Genomic DNA, 16,227 nt, shown 5'->3' on the forward strand with positions numbered 1-16,227 from the left:
CCTATGAGCAAACCGTCACCGGATACGATCAAGCGCGTAGACGAACTGCGATCTACCCTTGAAGAGCACAACTACCGGTATTACGCGCTGGACGACCCGGGCATTCCGGATGCGGAATACGATCGCCTGTTCCGGGAGTTGCAGGAGCTTGAAGCGGAGTACCCGGACCTGGCTACGGATGATTCGCCAACGCGGCGTGTCGGAAGCAGTGCAGAAACCAGCTTTGCCGAAGTGGTGCACCGGTTGCCCATGCTGTCACTGGATAATGCATTCAGCGAAGACGAACTCCGCGATTTTGACCGCCGGGTGAAAGAGCGGCTTGGCAGTGAAGATGACGTTGAATACGTCTGTGAACCAAAGCTCGACGGGCTGGCGGTCAGCCTGCATTACGAAAACGGCTCGCTTACACGGGCTGCAACCCGTGGTGACGGTTATGCCGGGGAAGACATTACGGAAAACATTCGCACCATTCCCTCGGTTCCCTTGCGGCTCAGGGGCAGCGATGTTCCGGATCTGGTAGAAGTTCGGGGTGAGGTTTATATGCCCCGGGCGGGCTTTGAGGCCCTCAACAAACGACTGATGGATCAGGGGGAAAAAACCTTTGTTAACCCGCGGAATGCTGCCGCTGGCAGCTTGCGCCAGAAAAAATCCACAGTAACGGCACGACGCCCGCTGGAAATGTGCGCATACAGTGTTGCGGTTACGGATGAGAGCCTGCTGCCTGATACCCAGTGGGAAAATCTTCAGCAGGTCCAGCGTTGGGGTTTCCGGATTAACCCTGAAATGCGCAAGGCTGTGGGGGCCGACGAATGCCTTGAAGCCTATGAAGAGCTGATGCAGAAGCGCGATGCCTTGCCCTACGAGATCGACGGCATAGTGTTTAAAGTAAACCGGTTGGATTACCAGAAAACCCTGGGCTTCGTTTCCCGCGCACCACGTTGGGCCATTGCCCATAAATTCCCGGCTCAGGAAGAGCTTACCATTATTGAAGATGTGGAGTTTCAGGTAGGGCGAACGGGCGCGGTTACACCCGTGGCACGCCTTAAACCGGTATTTGTGGGCGGTGTGACGGTCAGTAATGCGACACTGCACAATATGGATGAGATCCGCCGGCTGGATGTTCACATTGGCGACACGGTGTTTATTCGCAGGGCCGGAGATGTTATCCCGAAGGTTGTGAAGGTGGTTGTGGAGCAGCGACCGGCAAACGCGCAACCGGTAGAACTCCCCGAAAAGTGCCCGGTTTGCGGCTCGGATGTTATCCAGATAGAAGGCGAAGCGGTTGCCCGCTGTTCCGGTGGGCTGTTTTGCCCGGCCCAGCGCAAAGAGGCGATCCGCCACTATGCCTCCAGAAAGGCGCTGGATATCGAAGGCCTGGGTGACAGATGGATCGATATTCTGGTGGACCAGGGGCTGGTCGAAACCGTAGCGGATCTATACAGCCTGACCACAAAAGACCTGATCCGCCTGGAGCGCATGGGCGAAAAGTCTGCCAGCAATCTGGTTGAGGCAATCGATCGCTCCAGGCACCCGGTGCTTTGGCGTTTTCTTTACGCCCTTGGAATTCGCGAAGTGGGCGAGGCTACGGCCAAATCCCTGGCCTCGCATTTTGGCACCCTGGAGGCGGTGGCAGAAGCCGATGAAGAATCTTTGATGGCGGTTCAGGACGTGGGGCCTATTGTAGCTGGCCATATCCGAAGTTTTTTTGAACAACCCCATAACCGGGAAACACTTGAGGCCCTGCGTGAAGCGGGGGTTCAGTGGCAGGAAGAGGTTATTGCCGCCGGCGCAAAACCTCTTCAGGGACAGACATGGGTGCTGACCGGTACCTTGTCGAAACTGACCCGTGATGAGGCCAGGGAAAAGCTTGAGTTGCTGGGTGCCAGGGTGGCGGGCAGCGTTTCCGGAAATACCGCCTGTGTTGTGGCTGGTGAAGCCGCCGGTTCGAAATTGACGAAAGCGCAGCAGTTGGGCGTACGGATTCTGGATGAGCCGGCGTTCCTGGAACTGTTAAACGAACATGACCTGCTGTAACTACGGAACCGGTCACTTCAGTTAAGGAGAATCGGGAATAACATCCACAGACGTTTTCTGGCCGGTAAATCTGAGAACTCGTGCAGATACCCCGCTTGTGAAACTGGCTAACATGGCGGTGTTCTGTAACGGTGTGTAAACCTCCGGCATCTGCCAGCGGGTGCATGCTGCAATAACAACAATGTTCTGAAACGGATTTTTCCATGCGCGCCGAGTTGTTTCCCCGCACTGCCGCCTTTGCCATGCAGGTGGCCGTCGTTTTTGTTCTGAGCCTCACTGCCTCAGGGTGTAAAACCGAAAAAGACCCGGATCAGCCAACCATACTGGGCGTCCCGCCCGGAACAGCCTACCTGGGTGTGGAATATTCCTACAATTTTGGTGCCTATGGCGGCGAAGGCATACTCGACTACACGCTGACCAATGCCCCTTCGTGGCTGGCCCTGGAAGATACCAGCAACAAAGCCCGGCAGGGCATTATCATGCGGGGTGTGCCCGGGCTCACTGGAGGCGCCCGGGGCGATGCCGATCTCGGCAAGCAGGAAGATATCAACCTTGTGACGACCGATGGCCGGATGGCAGGTGCTCAGCCGTTTGATATTGAGGTCAAGTATAACGTCTTGTCGCTTGAGGCTGAGGCGTTCGAAGAAGGTGTCGCCTCCACAGTGCCGGACAGTAACGAACAAAGTTGCAAGCTGCCTGATCTGGATACCCCTGGGGAACACAGTTTTACCATCAATCTCTATGACGACAACGGCGAGGTTACCGGAACCCGCAATCTCACTGTGCCTACCCGACAGGTGTTCGCAAAAATATCCCTGGAGCGACCGTCGGTAACCCGGGTAGCCGTCGCTTTCGAACTGACGTCAGACTATGACGCATCCAACTGTGATCCGAACATCACGGCGCCCCATCAACGTTGCGATCACAGCCGGGCCAACACCGGAGACGCGATTATCGGCCAGGATATTGTGGCTTTGGGCAGTGGCAGCGCATCCTTACTGGAAGAGCTTCCCTATCTGGCTTATGACACCGACAGTTCGGGCGCGTCCACCAGTGGCGTAGTCACATTGGAGCCCGGTATTACCGAGTGCTACATTCGCCTGGAAGTGGCAGAAGACAGTTTCCCGGAGCCATCGGAAGCCGCACAGCTCAGGCTTACCGAAGTCCGCTCCGGCCTCGCGGGGCTGGGTGCGAGTAATGGCGGTGTTCGCACTTCGCTGGTCATAAATGACAACGAGCCCGAGGTGAGTCTTGAGACTCTTGCAGGTGGAGCCCGGGATGCGTTGAATGTTGGCGGTACGCGAGCGTACGTGGCGCGCCTGACGGGCGAACGCGAGGGAACGGTCCGGGCCAGACTGAAGCACACCGCGGATTCGACGGCTCGCCTTGGTGCTGAGTTCAGCACGAATTTACAGAACGATGAGCTGGTTTTTCCTGACGGTGTCGATGAGATCGAGTTCAGCATTCAGATCGCTGATCCCGGCAGCTACACCAATGTCGGATCCAATGATCGTTTCATTCTGCTGGGTCTCGATGAGGGCTTTCAGCGTGGGCGGGAAAATTATGCCCGTGCCGCCGCAGAGGAGATGCTAAGAATCAGTATCAATGAGCTTGTTACACCACTGGCTCTGGGGTCCGGCAGCAGTTTTGTGGCAACAGACCTGGCTGTGGGCCATGCCGGGAGGATGTTTGTTAGCGGATATGATCGCACGCAAAACGACAGAGTTCAGGTGCGCATATTCGATCAGAAGGGCAATCTGTTTCAGCAGCTTGAAATTTCCGCCCCTGGTGATCAGTTATCCGAACCGCAGGTAACCATTGACGTGGCCAGGCGCGAGGTCACCCGGAACAACATCAAGACTGAACGCTTCGAACTTCTCGTTGCCTACAGCACTGATGGCGTTGTGGCCGGAACCACAGAACAGGGCGGAATGGACGTAGTCAGCTCTCTGTATTGGTACAACCCCGAAAGTAACGGCGGCGAGTATGTTGAAACCTGGACAGTTCGAACCGGCACTGCTGATGATGATCTGGTTCGCTGGGCAGGGATAAATGTCGCCAGTGGTTTTGTTGTTATCGCCGGTGAGACGAAAGGTAAATGGCCCGGTCAGACCGCCACCGGGGGCTACGACAGTTTTTTGCAACGCCTGGATTCCTTGCCGGATGGAAACCAATTTGTTCCCGCTCTGGCATGGACACGGCAGGCAGGATCTTCGGCTGACGACCGTGTGGCAGGGGCAAGTGCCGAAGGTGCCAGCGCCTTGCTGTTTGGCTCTGCCCAGGGCGCGGTTAATGGTGAGCCTCCATTAGGGGGATGGGATGCCTACTTTTATACCGCTGCCTCCGGCGACGGCGATGTCAGCGTACGCCAGCGTGGCACAGAGGGTGATGAACAGGTTGTCGACGGCTTTGTGGGCGGAAACATCCTGTGGTTATTGGGGAACGGCGCCAGTGAATATGCCGTCGAGAGAAACGCTGAAACAGAGGACGGCTCCGTGATTCTGGTTAGCCAGCCCAACTCCAGTGCCAGCGGTTTTATTCTGGGTTATTCCACCGCCGGCGATGTTGTCCGGGCATATAACCTGAACGATGAGGCCGATTCTTCCACTGAACATTTTTTGGCATTAGCCGGCTTTGACGGTGATCTGGTTGCTGCCGGCCATACCGATGGGGACTTTACCGGCACCGCAATTGCCAGTGGCGTCAACTCTGGCATCGTTACCCGGATATCCACCTTGCCAGAAGCTGACTCGGGCTCCGGCACGGATGCGGAAACCGGTGTCTTCCGGGGCGAGTGGCGATCACAGTTAAATACCGGAGCCTCACGGATTACAAGGCTCGCAAATTACCGGGATGATGAAATCGTGGCGCTTTCCCTGCAGGGTGCCCAATGGAAGTTGATACTGTTCAGCCCAGAGGGTGTGTTGTTGACGCCCTGATCAGGTTTCAAACGCTGTCTTGCTGCCCCCCCACGCTGGCGTACAGGCGCAGATAATCGGTACTGGTGACGACACCTATGGCCTTGCCCTGTGCATCCACAACCAGAGCGGCATTCAACTGGTGGGCCAGCATCAACCTCGCAAGCTGGTGAGCATCGGTTTCCGGTGAGGCGGTCAGGAAGGCTGGTAGCTCGATATGGGTCAGGCTCTGGTTCATGGCGTCTGCCTGGTTTTCCAGAAGCCACGCCATTAGCCATTGCCGCCCCACAAGTCCGGCGATATTTGTATCTGCGGTCACCACCAGATGATTCGCACCCTGCTCATCCATCATGGTGATGGCTTCCGCGACGGTGGAGGAAGCAGGCAAAGAATGGATGGTGGGTGAGCAGATTGACGAAACCGGGAGATAGGGGCGTTGTTCTTTTCGCTCACCCGCCGTGGCGGCTCCGTATTCTTCCAGCGCACGGTGTCGCCCGGAGCGGGCTGCAAGCTGGAACTCCGAATCGGTAGCTTCGCTGTGCCCGGGGTCGATTGGCTGGCTCTCCGTCAGTTCGCTCACATTGCCCACACGCCGGCCCCGGAACAGGTCCGGTAATCTTGTGCCGATGGGTCGGCCCGGTTCGCTCACATAAATGGACACTGGTCTTACCCCCTCAAAAAGGCACTCTTTATGTCTGTGTATCGGCTACCGGAAGCAGAGCATTAGCAGTAATTGATTACGAAGACGCCATCTTTGGCTGATGCATGCGCCCGGTTGCCAGCCGTTTCGCCAGGGACAGGGGCAGGGCGCAGGGTTGGCCGGTTAGCTGGTCCGCAATAAATTCCGCAAGCAGTGGAGCGTAACCAAGGCCTTTGCTGCCCAGGCCTGTCAAAAGATAGAGCCCTTCCAGTTCGCGCCCTTCAGCATCATAAAACGGCCCGGCCACAGGCTGGTAATCGTGGGTTGTGCAGCGAAATCCTACACGCCCCGTTAGTTGTTCGGGAGTCGGACCGGTTGCAGTTTCTGCCGGCAGCATTCTGGGTACCATTGCCGAAGTTTCGCGAATATTTTCCCTGTGGCTTTCGCTCGTTGGTTTCGGTTCATTGCTGTGAAGATCAAATGTTGCGCCGATAACGGACAGTTGCGAGCCCGGGGAGTTGTGGGCGGGATTGAGATAGCGGGCGCCACAGACAACCGCTTGCGGGCTCTCTATCAGCGGCCCTGGCATGTGGGTTACCTGCCCTCGAATCGCCTTGAAGCGGAGCGCTTCGGAACCCGGAACCAGATGCGGGCTTTGGTGTCCCGCGCAGATCACGATCCGGTCTGCGAGAATCTTCCGGTTGTCAGGGTTGTCAGAGTAAAGAGCCCAGGAACCGTCGGAAGCCGCGACTTTGCCAACCGTGAAACCAGTTACCCGGTGAATGCCCGGATGTGCAGCAAGCGCTTTACAAAGTTTGCCGGGCTCCACCCACCCGCTACCCGGGAACCACAATCCGCCACTTTCAAGTTTGGCTCCGGTAAGAGCTTCAGCTTGCTCCCGGTTCACCTGGCGCAAGAGATTTTGGGGATACTGGTTGCACTCGAGGAACCGGCGTTGCCGCTCCCTCTCAGTGTTATTCCAGGCCAGTTGCAGTAAGCCGGTAGGGTGCCAGAACTGCTTGCCACTGGCGTTATAATACCGCTGGCTGAATGTAAGGGCTGAGAGTGCGAGCTGGGTCTGGTGGTTATATTCCACACCGAGTTTTACGTACAGGGCGCCTTGAAGATTGCCCGATGCGGCGGAGCCGGGCTCTTCGGCAGAGTCTACCAGAGTGACGGCATAACCGCGTTTTGCCAGGTTGTTTGCAAGCAGACACCCGGCTATGCCAGCGCCGATTACTGCTATTTCAGGGGCAGTTTGTGCCGGGCCTTGCGTTGGAGGCGGGGCGCTGTCTGGCTGAAACCTGCCAGTCAGCATTTCCCGTTTGCGCCCGTATCCAGCTTGCTTCTGCATCCGGAAGCCTGAGGCTTCCAGCCCGCGCCGGATTGCCCCGGCGGCCGTAAATGTGGCCAGGGTAGTACCGGGCTTACTGTGCTGGCGCATCTGTTCAAAGAGGGCTGCCTGCCACATTTCCGGGTTAACCGCCGGTGCAAATCCGTCCAGGAACCAGGCATCTGCTTTAAAGCAGAGTGCTTCCCAGGCATCCTGTATGTCACCAAAGAAGAGGGTCAGGCGCACCCTGCCACCTGCCAGAACCAGGCGGTGGGCACCGCGTACCAGCGGTGGATAGTTGGCAATCAGTTCATGCGCGGGTTCGTGGAGTTCCGGCCAGAATGAAAGCGCCTTTTCGAGATCCTGCAGGCGCAGTGGATAGCGTTCAACGGAGATAAAATGCAGCGTGGCTGTATGGGATGGGCCCCAGGTTTGCCAGGCCTGCCATGTGGCAAGAAAATTCAGGCCTGTGCCAAAGCCACTCTCGGCAACCACAAAGCACCCGGCTTCAGGAACCGAGGCGAAACGTGCCTGCAGCTGGTTATGCCTGATAAATACATACCGGGATTCCTCAAGGCCATTGTGGCGGCTGAAATAGATATCACCGAATTGCCTGGATTCCGGCACATCGGCGTGCCAGGTCAATTCCGCCGGCTCAATGGCTGGCGGAACAAGGATTGGAGTCATTCTGATGCCCTGTGGTTTTTTTTGCCGGTAAGGGGTAATCGGTTAATCCATCAGGGTGACGCTCTCGATTAACACGGGAGTTACCGGCACATCAGCCATACCCCGGACGCGCGCCGTCTTGACGTTTGCAATCGTGTCTACCACGCCCATACCGAACATTACCCTGGCGAATACCGCATAGCCGGCACCACGAACCCCCGCATTGAGGAAATCGTTGTCTGCCACGTTAATGAAAAACTGGGAGGTTGCAGAATCCGGAGCGTTGGTTCGGGCCATGGCCACCGTACCGCGCAGGTTAGGCAGGGTTGGCGAGGCTTCGTTCTGGATGGGTGAGCGGGTTTCCTTGCGCGTCATGTTGCCTGTGAAACCGCCCCCCTGAATCATGAAGCCGGGAATGACCCGGTGGAAAATTGTGCCATCGAAATATCCATCGCGGGCATACTGAAGAAAGTTCTCTACTGTTTTCGGGGCCACATCAGGGCGGAGCTGGAGTTCAATCGCACCCATGCTGGTCAGGATTCGCACCTTCGGAAGCTCGGATTTTGCGCTGTCTGAATCGGTTTCTGCATGGGTGGGTATAGCGAAAAAGAATAATGCGAGAGTCATAACTACGACCTGAATCACATTACCCAGGGGTTTTACCAAATTTGTCATTACCGGGGCTCTCAGTTTGTTAGTGACACGTGAATTTCCTGCAATAATTACCGGAACTCAATCGTGTTCCGATCTTACCAGATTTGATTGACCGTTCGAGATACAGGCCTGCGCAAAACCAGTCACTGAGCAGGACATAACCACCGGGCCGGGTTGTACGGTGTTCACTGAGGGAAATGGGAGAGACCTAGTGAAATTCCGCAAAGGATACGAGGAAAAGTCACGTCTTGGGCGGCTGCTGGTTAACCGCGGCTATTTGTCCGAGAGCCAGGTTGAGGAAGGCCTCCGACTGCAGCGAGAGAGCGGCGGACGCCTGGGTGAGGTGTTAATTTCAGCCGGCTGGATAAGCGAGAAGGAGCTTGGCCGGGTTCTCAAGCACCAGTCACGCTACCGCAATGCAGCAGCGATGGTCACCATGGCAACCTTGCCCTTTCAACCGCTGGTTACCTTTGCGGCGAGTAATAACGCGAAAGCTGCCCAGGCGGCCGAAGCCGGCGAGCTGTTTGATGCTGCCGGAATGGCGCCAATGACCGAGGACGAACTGTCGGCGGTTTCGGGGCAGGGAAGCAACTCATTGCTTGATCACATTGGCCTTGTTTCCGGGGTGGTTGAAAGTGCCGGTTCAGCCGTGGATGAGGGCCAGTCGAAACCCGACGCAATTGAAGGTCTGAAGCTCACGGCGAATGTATTTTTCCCGGTTCTGAATGTTCTGGACTCGGACTTTTCGATTTCCGGTGTGCACTACCGGGAAGGGGAGCCCCGGTACCTTGTGGGTGAGGATGGAGCACTAACCATGGCCTTTCCGGAGCGTATTGAGGAAATTCGCATGGACAATATCCGGGTCCGTGGCGGCAAGGGTCCTTCCATGGGCAATGTCAGCATCCAGAACATCCGTTTCCACTCTGATTCCCGAATGACGATCTACACACGCTGACCCGGAAAGCGCTCCTGTCAGGCACTGGCCAGGACAGTCCGGCTCGATACCGTTGTCTGTTGCCCTTTGGCACCGTATAGCTTTTGCTGACCTGAGGCGCCCCGGAAAATGTCGGTAAGCCGGCACAGGCGCTTCTGCAAGTGGTTGATGATGCGCCCATTGTTTTCATTGAGACTATGGCAGTGCCGAAGCTTGCTGTCTGCCTCCTGCCAAAAGGCGTAAAGCCCATCGAGGCCAGCACTGCGGATAAAGCGCGAGGGGTCTCCGCTGTCTGGCCGATACCCCATGGCTACCAGCAAACGGATTTTTTGCTTGGCGCGCTCACGGATATTTTCCAGAATCTCGTTCTTTTGCCGGGTAAGTAGCTCCAGCGCTTTGGCGTCGGAGCCGGACAGGCAGGCTTTCTCTTTTTCGAGCGTCTCCGCAAGGGTATCCAACTGGCGAATATCCAGAGAAAGAAGGTTTTTCAGATCATCGATTACAGACATGGCTCACTCACCCGAAAATGCTTTTATCCATATCAAGCATTTTCTGGGCCAGTTTTTGCGCGTCAACTTTATAGGTGCCGTTTTCCAGCGCGGATCGAATCTGTTCAATCCGCTCATCATCCATTTCCGGATAATCTCCCAGCTTCTGCTCCAGCTGCTTGAGATTCCGGGCCTGACTGCTCAGATTTACATTTTCACCGCGGGCAGCCTGGGCCTTCGCGTTAGCCTGCTCGGGAGAGGCTTTAGAGGCATTCTGGCTGTTGGCGGATTTTTCGGCCGTGGTTCTCTGAGTGTTGACCTGGCCGGGGCCAATTCCATTTAAGTCAACTGACATATCAATACCTGCTTTTCATTGAGGCCGCACATACGCGGGCTGTACTTGGTTTATATCTGTTTAACGGCACCGTGCCGGCATACTTTAGGGGTAAAACCTGTTTTTTGTTAACATTCTGTCACAAATTCACTGCTGGCCTGACCATGAAAACGACGGCAGACCGTTGCCGGCGGCAAAGGTTTGCCATTTTTCCGCGCTACATCGGAACTTCAACGTGCCCGGGGCGGATAACACTGGCTTTTACCGTGCGGGACGAGCCGAGGTTTTCCACCAGTACCTGTTCGCCAATGGACGCGTTTGCCAGAGCTTTGCCCCGGGTACGAACTGAAAATGAACCGCTGCGGGCAGTAATGATAACATGATCACCGCGTGTAACGGCATCCGGCGCCTCCAGAAGATCCGGCGTGAGAACCGAGCCTGCATTGACTGGCCGGCGCGCAATCATGCCTTGTACCAGTTCTGCATCGGTTATGATTCCCCGTCGGCTGGCGTTAACAACAACGGACCGGGTTTCAAGCATATCCCCGGTGATTCGCTCGCCACGCCCAAACGGGCGACTGGCCACCAGAGCCGGGCCGCTTACAGAAACCGTTGTTGTTACGAACATCCGCCATGGGCGCTCTCCGCTACAGGCTACCTGCACGGATGGGTGCTCACTTTTCCAGGGATCGCCGGTGAATTCCACCGAAAGGGCCTCGGAACAGGGCGCAAGCGCAATTCTCGGGTCGATATTGCCGGCCTCGAATGCGACCTGATACCCTTTGTCGGTCTGGGCCTGGGCAAAAGCTTCAAGAAAAGCCGTGGCGGCGTCCCGTATTTCGTCCGCGGTGGTTTTTGCCTGTGCCGGGCCGGCAAAAGCGGATATGACTATGGTCAATACTAAAAGCTGGGTGCGCATATGCCCTGGTATGTCCTATGCTGTCGGTAATAAGGCAAAATTCATCGAAATGCCTAAGGATTACAGTATTCCGGTCGTTAACAAGGCTGATCCGTTTGCAGGTGGCACTATTCTGTCGCCCGGTTAACTCACCAGGTTAGATTCGCAAAATGCGTGCCGGTGCTATCCGGCCATCAGGAGAGACTGCTATGGCAGGGGTATTGGACAGTGTAAATCAGCGTACTCAGCTGGTAGGGCAGAATCGCCTGGAGCTGCTTCTTTTCCGTTTACGCGGGCGTCAGATTTATGGCATCAACGTATTCAAGGTCAAGGAAGTGCTCCAGTGCCCGAAGTTGTCGTCCATACCTAACAGCCGTGCTGTGGTTCGAGGTGTTGCCCATATCCGGGGCCAAACAATTCCTGTGATTGATCTGGGCATGGCGATTGGTCTTCCGGGGATTGCACAGGAAGATTTGCCCAACAGTTTTGTAATCATTACCGAGTACAACCGCAAAACCCAGGGGTTTCTGGTATCCGCAGTCGACCGAATCATGAACATGAACTGGGAGGATATCCTTCCACCACCGAAAGGGTCAGGCAAAGACGTTTACCTTACCGCCGTGACCAAAATCGAAGACAAGCTGGCTGAAATCCTGGATGTAGAGAAGATTCTTTCCGAGGTTTCCCCTCTGAGAGAAGATGTAACGGAAGCCATTGTAACCAGAAGTGCGCAGCGGGCTCCCGGGCACCTGCCGGTTCTTGTGGTAGACGACTCATCTGTGGCACGGCGCCAGATCGAACGTTGTCTGACGGCGATTGGTATGGAGGTGATCACCCGCAATGACGGCAGGCAGGCATACGAATACCTTAAAGAAATCACGGCGGACGGTTCAAAGGCAGGCGACCACTTTTCGCTGATCATCTCGGATGTGGAAATGCCTGAAATGGATGGGTACACACTGGTTACGCGGATTAAAACGGATCCCGCTCTCAGCGGGCTGTTTGTTATGCTCCATACTTCACTGAGCGGAGTATTCAACAAGGCGATGGTGCAAAAAGTCGGAGCGGATGACTTCATGGCGAAGTTCAGTCCCGATGAACTCGCTGAGCGGGTCATGGAAATTATTGACCAGAACTGACTCCTTAGCCCCTCTGAAAATTTATTCACAATTGAGATCCAATGAAAACGGATATTACGCCACAGGAATATGAAGCCTTCAAAACGTTCCTGCAGGACGCTTGTGGCATTTTGCTGGGCGATAACAAACAGTACCTTGTGAAAAGCCGTTTGCGGCGAATTCTTGAAGAAAACGACCTGAAATCCCTCGGGGAATTGCTTGACCGCCTCCGGAAATCGGGCCGGGGTAGCCTCAGGGAAGTCGTGATTGATGCGATGACTACCAACGAAACCCTCTGGTTCCGCGATGATCACCCGTTTCGTATTCTGCAGGAAAAACTGCTCCCGGAGTTTGCCGCGCGCTCTGCAGTATCACCCTTAAGGATCTGGTCGGCTGCATGCTCCACCGGGCAGGAGCCTTACTCGGTGGGCATGGTTGTAGAAGAGTTCCGGCGCCAGAAACCGGGCAAATTGCGCGACGTAAAAGTGACCGCAACGGACATATCGAAAAGCGTGCTCGAGGTTGCTCGCCGTGGTGAATATGAAATGATCGCCATTGGAAGAGGCTTGTCGCCGGAACGTCAAAAGCAGTTTTTTACCCCCTCTGCCAACGGTGGCTGGCAAATCCGACCGCAGATCCGAAATATGGTGGAGTTCCGGGAACTCAATCTGCTTGAGCGCTACCTGTTGGGAAAATTCGACATAGTGATGTGCCGGAATGTTCTGATCTATTTTTCAGCAGACCTCAAAAGAGACATCCTGACCCGCATCCATGCCACTCTGAATCCCGGTGGTTACCTTATTCTCGGAGCCTCGGAATCGCTCAATGGCCTCCCGGAGCTTTACGAGATGGTGCAGTGCCACCCGGGGATTATCTACAGGAAAAAGTAATCCATGCCCTTTAATGTGTGGGTCCTGGTAGCAGCACAAGCGCTTGCCATGTGTACGGCGCCATTTATCGTTTTCATCGGAAGTATCCAGGGCCGCCTGCTTGCACCTGCACCTGAGTACGCAACACTGCCTGTAGGGCTTGTGGTGGTTGGAACTGTGCTTGCTATCAAACCTGCTACCTGGTTGATGGAGAGGCTGGGCCGCAAGCGGGTAATGCTGCTTGGCGCCCTCATGGGTATGCTGGCGGCGTGCCTTGGCGCGATCGCATCCTGGCAGGGGCTGTTTACCTTGCTTTGCCTGGCTGCGCTGGTTGGCGGGTCCGGCCTGGCGGTGGTGCATCAATACCGGTTTGCAGCAATGGAATCCGTGCCGGACAGCCTGGCAGGCTCAGCCGCAGCAAGAGTTTTGCTCGGAGGCCTGATTGCCGCCTGGCTCGGGCCCGAAATTGCGTCACTTGGCAGCGGGGCAGAGGCACGTTACCCCTTTTTGAACAGTTGGATTGGCCTGGCCGGTGTGCAGTTTGGCGCGCTGGTGATACTCGGAGCGGGTTACCGTGCCCGTGGTGAGCGGGTACGGGAAACCCATGCTGGTGGCGGCAGGCCACTGCGGGAAATACTTGCCAATCCGCTGATCTGGGCAGCCATCAGCGCTGCGGCCATTGGCTATGCGGTGATGAGTTTCATCATGACCGCAACCCCTCTGAGCATGACAGAAATGGCGGGGCACGACCTGGATGATGCCAAGCGGGTTATTCAGTTGCACATTATGGCCATGTACCTGCCATCGCTCATCAGTGGCTGGTTGACGCGTGTGGTGGGCATACCCCTCATGATGGCAGCGGGGCTGCTTGCTTACCTGGGATGTGTTGTTCTGGCCGCCAGTGGTGTCAGCTTCCACCATTATCTGTCTGCTCTGTTGCTGCTGGGTGTGGGCTGGAACTTTCTTTTTGTAGGCGGCACCACCTTGTTACCTCATGGGTATACCGACGCCGAACGTTTCAGGGTTCAGGGGCTCAATGATATTTTGGTATTCGGCTCACAGGCCACAGCGGCTCTATCGGCAGGTGTCATCCTGTCCTGGCTTGGCTGGTCGGCGCTTGTGATGATTGCTGTGCCTTTTCTGGTCGTTCATGGGGTACTGATGGTTCTGTGGCTGACTCGGGGAGATGCGGTAGCCCGAAAGCCTTTATAGCCGGGGGTCTGAATGGACCAGATGAATCTGCGCCATCTCTATTATTTCTGGGTAATAAGCCGCGAAGGTTCTATTGCCAGGGCCAGTGATGTCCTTGATCTCGCACCGCAAACTCTCAGCGGCCAACTGGCGACGTTTGAAGCCTCTCTGGGCGGACGCCTGTTCCTGAGGGAGCGGCGCAAGCTGATTCTTACTGATCTTGGCCGATTGGTACTCGGTTATGCCGATGATATTTTTGCGCTGACCGGCGAGTTGACTGAAACCTTGCGGTCGGGTCCTGCAGAACGCCCCCTGGCACTTTCTGCGGGCATATCTGCCTCTATCCACAAACTGATTGTCTATTACCTGTTGCAGCCTGCGATGACCATTGAGCGGCCGATTCAGCTCGAATGTCAAACCGGCCGAACCCAGGGGTTGATCCTCAGCCTGAAGCGGAAAGAACTGGATGTGGTACTGACTGATCGCATGCCGGGCGTCCATAACGAGCCCAATCTGACGGTTCACCCGATAGCGAGTTCCAGTATCAGTCTTTTTGCAGCGCCAGCCCTCGCCCAGAGATTGCGTTCGGGGTTACCGGGATCACTCAATGGTGAGCCTTTCCTCGCCAATGCTACCGACGTGCCTTACTTCGAGCGCCTGATGAACTGGTTTGCCCTGAAAGGGGTACGCATGAACCTGGTAGCCCGGGTGGATGACAGCGCGCTGATCAAGGTTTTTGGCCGCGAAGGCTTTGGCGTTTTCGCTGCGCCTACGGTAATTCGTGATGAGGTATGCCGGCAGTATGAAGTGGAGCACCTCCTGGCCGTGGATGAGGTAACGGACGAGCTCTTTGCCATCACACGGGGAAGTCGGTTGAATCATGAGGGTGTCCGGGCCATCTGTGAAGCCCGCACCGATTTCCGGAACTCAAAATCAGCATCGAAAAAAGCGATGTAAAATAATCATAAAACCTTATTTTATCGAGCTTCAATTGTCGGCACTATGGATGCGTGAAAGGTAGTAACCCAAAGGAGAAGCAGCCATGAAGACGATCCATAAATTCCGCCTTGAACCGGGTAAAGAGCCGACCACTTTATCTCTCACCGAAGGTTACAGAGTGGTTCGTTGTGAGTACATTGTGCCCCACAAGGCCGTTTACATTTGGGTAGAACAGCCGTTGAACGTAGGCACACCGGCTCTGAAGCGCCAGTTCCGGGTAACTTTCTCCGGAGAGCCGGTGCCCCGGACCTATGAGTACGTAGACACTGCGCTCGATCAGTTCGGCCCTGAGGCTTATCACGTCTATGCAGTTCCGGCTGAAGGCCAGGCTGGTGGTAGCAAGCCCGAAAGTGATGTTCCCATTAACCAGCCTTTGGCGGCCTCAGACTGGTGAGGCAGCATTAGCTCTTGCGCTTTCCCTTTTCAGAGAGCCCTCCGGGGCTCTAGCGCAGGTGGCCGGTTTTTACCCAGATTACCGTTTCCTGGTCCACAAAAGGATGATGTTGGCTCATGTGGGGGCTCCTTATCCAGGTACCGGCAGGGTAGTGCCCGTGTTCGTCGCAGAATTCGCCTGAAAGCACAAATATCTCTTCACCGCCGAAATGCCTGTGTGGCTGAAACGTCTCTTTGGCAGGCCATTTAACGAGAGCCACATGTTCGTGTTCAAACTCGTGCAGCGGCATGACTTCAAGGCCACCAATACCAGGCAGCCAGTCGCTGTTTCTGGTATCAACGCGAACAGTCTTCAGATCCCGCTCATTGAATTGATGCAGTTTGACCAGCAGTGTGCAGCCGGGCTTGCTGAACGGTGCGTGCGCGCTGCCGGGCGGATTGCGAAGGTATGTGCCGGCAGGATAATCGCCTGATTCATCTGAAAACACACCGTCAAGTACGAGGATTTCTTCCCCAAGCGGATGTTCATGCCGGCTGAAGCTTGCTCCGGGTTCGTATCGGACAATACTGGTGGCATGGCCACGCTCGGCCTCTTCCCGAGCCAAAGGTTTCCGGACAACCCCGCCGGAAGGGCTGGGAAGCCATTCCAGTTCATGAGTCCGGATGACAACCTTGCGACTAAAGTCCATATTCAGCATTGCACTGCCTTGTCAATAAATACAACCATTAATTACGATTGAAACTCGCACACGGATGCA

The 16,227-nt window shown here is 55.7% G+C and carries 15 protein-coding genes; 8 read left to right on the forward strand and 7 right to left on the reverse strand.

The genetic code is table 11. The annotated features are described in order from the left end of the window. Positions 1 to 3 precede the first annotated feature (3 nt). Positions 4 to 2,034 carry an NAD-dependent DNA ligase LigA gene (ligA, locus tag CDH48_RS08335; RefSeq protein ID WP_100688277.1) on the forward strand — a complete coding sequence of 677 codons (2,031 nt, stop codon included), beginning with the start codon at positions 4 to 6 and terminating at the stop codon, positions 2,032 to 2,034. Positions 2,035 to 2,237: 203 nt separating this feature from the next. Further along, positions 2,238 to 4,973 (forward strand): hypothetical protein, encoded by a 2,736-nt coding sequence (locus CDH48_RS08340; RefSeq protein WP_100688278.1) that lies wholly within the window; start codon positions 2,238 to 2,240, stop codon positions 4,971 to 4,973. A 7-nt stretch (positions 4,974 to 4,980) separates the two neighbouring features. Here the strand turns inward: CDH48_RS08340 and CDH48_RS08345 are convergent, their stop codons facing one another. The 3 genes from CDH48_RS08345 to CDH48_RS08355 form a co-directional block, all read right to left on the reverse strand. Continuing rightward, the gene (locus tag CDH48_RS08345; protein ID WP_100688279.1) at positions 4,981 to 5,613 is read right to left on the reverse strand and encodes a CBS domain-containing protein; all 633 of its coding nucleotides are present in this window, start codon (positions 5,611 to 5,613) and stop codon (positions 4,981 to 4,983) included. A gap of 76 nt (positions 5,614 to 5,689) precedes the next feature. Continuing rightward, entirely contained in the window at positions 5,690 to 7,612 is a 1,923-nt protein-coding gene (mnmC, locus tag CDH48_RS08350; protein ID WP_100688280.1) for a bifunctional tRNA (5-methylaminomethyl-2-thiouridine)(34)-methyltransferase MnmD/FAD-dependent 5-carboxymethylaminomethyl-2-thiouridine(34) oxidoreductase MnmC, read from the reverse strand. A 42-nt stretch (positions 7,613 to 7,654) separates the two neighbouring features. Beyond that, positions 7,655 to 8,218 carry a peptidylprolyl isomerase gene (locus CDH48_RS08355; RefSeq protein WP_227521011.1) on the reverse strand — a complete coding sequence of 188 codons (564 nt, stop codon included), beginning with the start codon at positions 8,216 to 8,218 and terminating at the stop codon, positions 7,655 to 7,657. Positions 8,219 to 8,456: 238 nt separating this feature from the next. Between CDH48_RS08355 and CDH48_RS08360 the strand changes: the two genes are divergently transcribed. After that, positions 8,457 to 9,200, forward strand: a complete 744-nt coding sequence (locus CDH48_RS08360) for a pilus assembly protein PilB (protein WP_100688282.1) — start codon at positions 8,457 to 8,459, stop codon at positions 9,198 to 9,200. A 17-nt stretch (positions 9,201 to 9,217) separates the two neighbouring features. On the opposite strand, the gene CDH48_RS08365 is transcribed toward CDH48_RS08360, so the two are convergent. The 3 genes from CDH48_RS08365 to flgA all read right to left on the reverse strand — a co-directional run bounded on the left by CDH48_RS08365 (position 9,218) and on the right by flgA (position 10,920). After that, positions 9,218 to 9,688: a flagella synthesis protein FlgN gene (locus CDH48_RS08365; RefSeq protein ID WP_100688283.1), complete on the reverse strand. Its 471-nt coding sequence runs from the start codon at positions 9,686 to 9,688 to the stop codon at positions 9,218 to 9,220. A gap of 7 nt (positions 9,689 to 9,695) precedes the next feature. Further along, positions 9,696 to 10,022 carry a flagellar biosynthesis anti-sigma factor FlgM gene (gene flgM / locus CDH48_RS08370; protein WP_100688284.1) on the reverse strand — a complete coding sequence of 109 codons (327 nt, stop codon included), beginning with the start codon at positions 10,020 to 10,022 and terminating at the stop codon, positions 9,696 to 9,698. A 196-nt stretch (positions 10,023 to 10,218) separates the two neighbouring features. After that, positions 10,219 to 10,920 carry a flagellar basal body P-ring formation chaperone FlgA gene (gene flgA / locus CDH48_RS08375; RefSeq protein ID WP_100688285.1) on the reverse strand — a complete coding sequence of 234 codons (702 nt, stop codon included), beginning with the start codon at positions 10,918 to 10,920 and terminating at the stop codon, positions 10,219 to 10,221. 188 nt (positions 10,921 to 11,108) lie between these two features. Here flgA and CDH48_RS08380 point away from each other — a divergent pair, with 188 nt between their 5' ends. The 5 genes from CDH48_RS08380 to CDH48_RS08400 all read left to right on the forward strand — a co-directional run bounded on the left by CDH48_RS08380 (position 11,109) and on the right by CDH48_RS08400 (position 15,470). Next, a complete protein-coding gene (locus tag CDH48_RS08380) occupies positions 11,109 to 12,038 on the forward strand; it encodes a chemotaxis protein CheV (protein WP_100688286.1) in 930 nt (309 codons plus the stop codon). 41 nt (positions 12,039 to 12,079) lie between these two features. Next, positions 12,080 to 12,907, forward strand: a complete 828-nt coding sequence (locus CDH48_RS08385; RefSeq protein WP_100688287.1) for a CheR family methyltransferase — start codon at positions 12,080 to 12,082, stop codon at positions 12,905 to 12,907. Positions 12,908 to 12,910: 3 nt separating this feature from the next. Continuing rightward, positions 12,911 to 14,098, forward strand: a complete 1,188-nt coding sequence (locus tag CDH48_RS08390; RefSeq protein ID WP_100688288.1) for an MFS transporter — start codon at positions 12,911 to 12,913, stop codon at positions 14,096 to 14,098. Between the two features lie 12 nt (positions 14,099 to 14,110). After that, the gene (locus CDH48_RS08395; RefSeq protein ID WP_100688289.1) at positions 14,111 to 15,034 is read left to right on the forward strand and encodes a LysR family transcriptional regulator; all 924 of its coding nucleotides are present in this window, start codon (positions 14,111 to 14,113) and stop codon (positions 15,032 to 15,034) included. Positions 15,035 to 15,119: 85 nt separating this feature from the next. Next, on the forward strand, positions 15,120 to 15,470 hold the full coding sequence (locus CDH48_RS08400; protein WP_100688290.1) for a DUF7352 domain-containing protein: 351 nt from the start codon (positions 15,120 to 15,122) through the stop codon (positions 15,468 to 15,470). Positions 15,471 to 15,519: 49 nt separating this feature from the next. On the opposite strand, the gene CDH48_RS08405 is transcribed toward CDH48_RS08400, so the two are convergent. After that, a complete protein-coding gene (locus tag CDH48_RS08405) occupies positions 15,520 to 16,167 on the reverse strand; it encodes a cupin domain-containing protein (protein ID WP_100688291.1) in 648 nt (215 codons plus the stop codon). Positions 16,168 to 16,227: the final 60 nt, after the last annotated feature.

This window comes from Marinobacter aromaticivorans (assembly GCF_002806975.1).
Classification (GTDB): Bacteria; Pseudomonadota; Gammaproteobacteria; order Pseudomonadales; family Oleiphilaceae; genus Marinobacter; species Marinobacter aromaticivorans.

Bases quoted from the DNA above. Each gene is read 5' to 3' on its own strand.
- CDH48_RS08385 (WP_100688287.1), top strand. From the start codon at position 12,080: ATGAAAACGGATATTACGCCACAGGAATATGAAGCCTTCAAAACGTTC.
- CDH48_RS08390 (WP_100688288.1), top strand. From the start codon at position 12,911: ATGCCCTTTAATGTGTGGGTCCTGGTAGCAGCACAAGCGCTTGCCATG.
- ligA (WP_100688277.1), top strand. From the start codon at position 4: ATGAGCAAACCGTCACCGGATACGATCAAGCGCGTAGACGAACTGCGA.
- flgA (WP_100688285.1), bottom strand. From the start codon at position 10,920: ATGCGCACCCAGCTTTTAGTATTGACCATAGTCATATCCGCTTTTGCC.
- CDH48_RS08395 (WP_100688289.1), top strand. From the start codon at position 14,111: ATGGACCAGATGAATCTGCGCCATCTCTATTATTTCTGGGTAATAAGC.
- mnmC (WP_100688280.1), bottom strand. From the start codon at position 7,612: ATGACTCCAATCCTTGTTCCGCCAGCCATTGAGCCGGCGGAATTGACC.
- CDH48_RS08365 (WP_100688283.1), bottom strand. From the start codon at position 9,688: ATGTCTGTAATCGATGATCTGAAAAACCTTCTTTCTCTGGATATTCGC.
- CDH48_RS08355 (WP_227521011.1), bottom strand. From the start codon at position 8,218: ATGACTCTCGCATTATTCTTTTTCGCTATACCCACCCATGCAGAAACC.
- CDH48_RS08405 (WP_100688291.1), bottom strand. From the start codon at position 16,167: ATGCTGAATATGGACTTTAGTCGCAAGGTTGTCATCCGGACTCATGAA.
- flgM (WP_100688284.1), bottom strand. From the start codon at position 10,022: ATGTCAGTTGACTTAAATGGAATTGGCCCCGGCCAGGTCAACACTCAG.
- CDH48_RS08340 (WP_100688278.1), top strand. From the start codon at position 2,238: ATGCGCGCCGAGTTGTTTCCCCGCACTGCCGCCTTTGCCATGCAGGTG.
- CDH48_RS08380 (WP_100688286.1), top strand. From the start codon at position 11,109: ATGGCAGGGGTATTGGACAGTGTAAATCAGCGTACTCAGCTGGTAGGG.
- CDH48_RS08400 (WP_100688290.1), top strand. From the start codon at position 15,120: ATGAAGACGATCCATAAATTCCGCCTTGAACCGGGTAAAGAGCCGACC.